A 3086-nucleotide genomic window follows, 5' to 3' on the forward strand; every position below is an offset into this window, starting at 1 on the left:
TGTTCATCTCGCGCGCCAGCGCGTCGGGGTCGCCGCGCGACCAGTCGGCGACCATCTTGTCCATCGTCGCGTTGGCGGTCGGCAGCTCGTCGATCGTGCTTTCCAGCAGCCTGACCTGCGCGGGCTTCGACAACGCGTCGAAGATGCCGAGCTGCCCTTCGAACGTTTCCAGCCCCATCACCGGCTTGCCCGCCGCCTTCGCCGCCGCCGACAGCACCTGCTCCGGGCCGTTGGCGGCGCCATAGCCCGACTTCTGCACCGGCAGCAGCGACAGCGTCACCGCCGCGAACCACGGCCGCATCTTCTCGTAGGTCGCGGCCGGCACCTTGCCCGCCGCCATCGTGCTCGTCAGCGTGCCGCGATACTTCACCGCCACCTGCTGCGTCAGCGGCGGCTGGTCGGGCGCGAACGCCTTGGCCAGCACCACCTTCTGCTCGGTCGCCTGGTCGGGCTCGACCATCTCCAGCACCAGCGTCCCCGACTGGTCGAACGCGGTCTTCACCGCCTCGTCGAACCAGGTGAGCCCGGGTTTCAGCACGTGGATCGTCCCGAACAGGTAGATCGTCGTGTCGGCGTCCTTCACCACCCACAAGGCAGGATCGGCGTCGCTCGCCGCGACCGCGGGGGCGGGCGCCTGTTTGGCGCAGGCGGGCAGCGCCAGCAGCAGCGCGAAGGCGGAGGTCAGGGTCTTCATCACGGGATTCATGCAAGCGGCCTTCGGGCAAGGGAAGCGCGGATATGCGGTGCGTCTATGCCACCCGCAACTGAACCGCCCCCGAACGGGACGCGTCCCATATCCTTGCCTCGCCCGCACGCTTGCGCCAGAGCACGCCGCGTCATGACCGAGACACCAACCAACCGCCCGCTCTCGTTCCAGTCGATGATCCTGCGGCTCCACCAGTACTGGTCGGAGCGCGGCTGCCTCATCCTGCAACCCTACGACATGGAGATGGGCGCGGGCACCTTTCACCCCGCCACTACCCTGCGCGCGCTCGGGCCCGAGCCGTGGAACGCCGCCTTCGTCCAGCCCTGCCGCCGCCCGACCGACGGTCGCTACGGCGAGAATCCCAACCGGCTCCAGCATTATTACCAATATCAGGTGATCCTGAAGCCCAGCCCGCCCGACCTGCAGGAACTCTACCTCGGCAGCCTGCTCGCGATCGGCGTCGACGTCTCCACCCACGACATCCGCTTCGTCGAGGACGATTGGGAGAGCCCGACGCTCGGCGCCTGGGGCCTCGGCTGGGAAGTATGGTGCGACGGCATGGAGGTGACGCAATTCACCTATTTCCAGCAGATGGGCGGCTTCGACTGCAAGCCGGTTGCGGGTGAGCTGACCTACGGGCTCGAACGCCTCGCCATGTACATCCAGGACGTCGACAACGTCTACGACCTCGCGTTCAACGACGCCGGGGTCTCCTACGGCGAGGTGTTCCTCGAGAACGAGCGCCAGATGTCCAAGTGGAACTTCGAGGTCGCCGACACCGACGCGCTGTTCGACGCCTTCCGCAAGCACGTCGCCGAGTGCGAGAATTCACTCGATGCCAAGCTTCCGATCGCCGCCTACGAGCAGGCGATCAAGGCGAGCCACGTCTTCAACCTGTTGCAGGCGCGCGGCGTCATCTCGGTCGCCGAGCGGCAGGCGTACATGGGCCGCGTCCGCGACCTCGCGAAGGGCGCCTGCGCCGCGCAGATCGAGAAGATGACGCCCGCCTGGCAGGCGCGCTACCCGGAGTGGAGCCTGTGACCCTCGCCGCCCAGAACGACTTCCTGCTCGAACTCCGCTCGGAGGAGATCCCCGCGCGTATGCAGGCGAAGGCACGCGAGGATTTGTCGCGCCTGTTCGCCGCCGAACTCGCCCGTGCCGGGCTGGCCGCCGCCGAGATCGTCACCTACGCCACCCCGCGCCGCCTCGCGCTCATCGCGCGAGACCTGCCGCTGGCGACTGAGGCGGTCAGCGAGGAAGTGAAGGGCCCCAAGACCAGCGCCCCGCCGCAGGCGCTCGACGGCTTCCTCCGCAAGACCGGCTTGACGCGCGAGCAATTGACCGAGCGCAACGGTGTCTTCTTCGCGGTGACCGAGAAGCCCGGCCGCGCCACCGCCGACGTGCTTGCCGAGTCCATCCCCGCCATCATCCGTGCCTTTCCCTGGCCCAAGTCGATGCGCTGGGGCGACGCGTCCGCCTCGACCGAGTCGCTGCGCTGGGTCCGCCCGCTCCACGGCATCGTCGCCTTGTTCGGCGAGCAGGTGGTGCCCGTCACGATCGCGGGGATCGACAGCGGCGCGGTCACCTACGGCCACCGCTTCCATCATCCCGGCGCCATCACGATCGGCTCGGCCGCCGATTACGCCGACAAGCTGCGCATGTGCCACGTCATCGTCGACCAGGACGAGCGCGCCGCGACGATCCGCACCCGCGCCGCCGCACTCGCCGCCGACGCCGGCCTCGACCTCGTCCCCGACGAGGGGCTGGTCGCCGAGAATGCCGGGCTGACCGAATGGCCCGTGCCGCTGCTCGGCCGCTTCGACCCCGCCTTCCTCGACGTGCCGGCCGAAGTGATCCAGCTCACCGCGCGCGTGAACCAGAAGTATTTCGTCTGCCGCGATGCCGACGGAAAGCTCGCCGACGCCTTCATCTGCACCGCCAACATCGACGCGACCGACGGCGGCGCGAAGATCGTCGAAGGCAACCGCAAGGTCCTCGCCGCCCGCCTCGCCGACGCGCGCTTCTTCTACGACACCGACCTCAAAGTGCCGCTGGAGGAGCAGGCCAAGAAGCTAGAGAAGATTGTCTTCCACGAGAAACTAGGCACCGTCGCCGACAAGGTAGACCGCGTCGCCAAACTAGCCCGCTGGCTGGTAGAGGAAGGCATCATTAAGCCCTCTCCCCGCCGGGGAGAGGGTTTGGGAGAGGGGCAGTCCGGAAGCGCAACGCCCGCCTCAGCCCCTCACCCCAGCCCTCTCCGCGATGGTGAGAGGGAGCATTTGGCCACCCTCGCCTACGACGCCGCGCGCCTGTGCAAGGCCGACCTCGTCACCGGCATGGTCGGCGAGTTCCCCGAGCTACAGGGCCTGATGGGCGGCTA

At 68.2% G+C, this 3086-nt stretch carries 3 protein-coding genes; 2 read left to right on the plus strand and 1 reads right to left on the minus strand.

The features are described from left to right. Positions 1–694 (minus strand): TraB/GumN family protein (locus ACFDS6_RS16890; protein WP_375273242.1); only part of this gene is annotated, 694 nt, incomplete at its 3' end. A 144-nt stretch (positions 695–838) separates the two neighbouring features. Here ACFDS6_RS16890 and ACFDS6_RS16895 point away from each other — a divergent pair. Together ACFDS6_RS16895 and glyS are read left to right on the plus strand one after the other, a co-directional pair. Continuing rightward, entirely contained in the window at positions 839–1747 is a 909-nt protein-coding gene (locus ACFDS6_RS16895) for a glycine--tRNA ligase subunit alpha (protein WP_375273243.1), read from the plus strand. 59 nt (positions 1748–1806) lie between these two features. Beyond that, the coding region (glyS, locus tag ACFDS6_RS16900) for a glycine--tRNA ligase subunit beta (protein WP_375273244.1) at positions 1807–3086 on the plus strand (1280 nt) is incomplete at its 3' end.

Source organism: Sphingomonas sp. (assembly GCF_042095875.1).
Lineage (GTDB): Bacteria > Pseudomonadota > Alphaproteobacteria > Sphingomonadales > Sphingomonadaceae > Sphingomonas.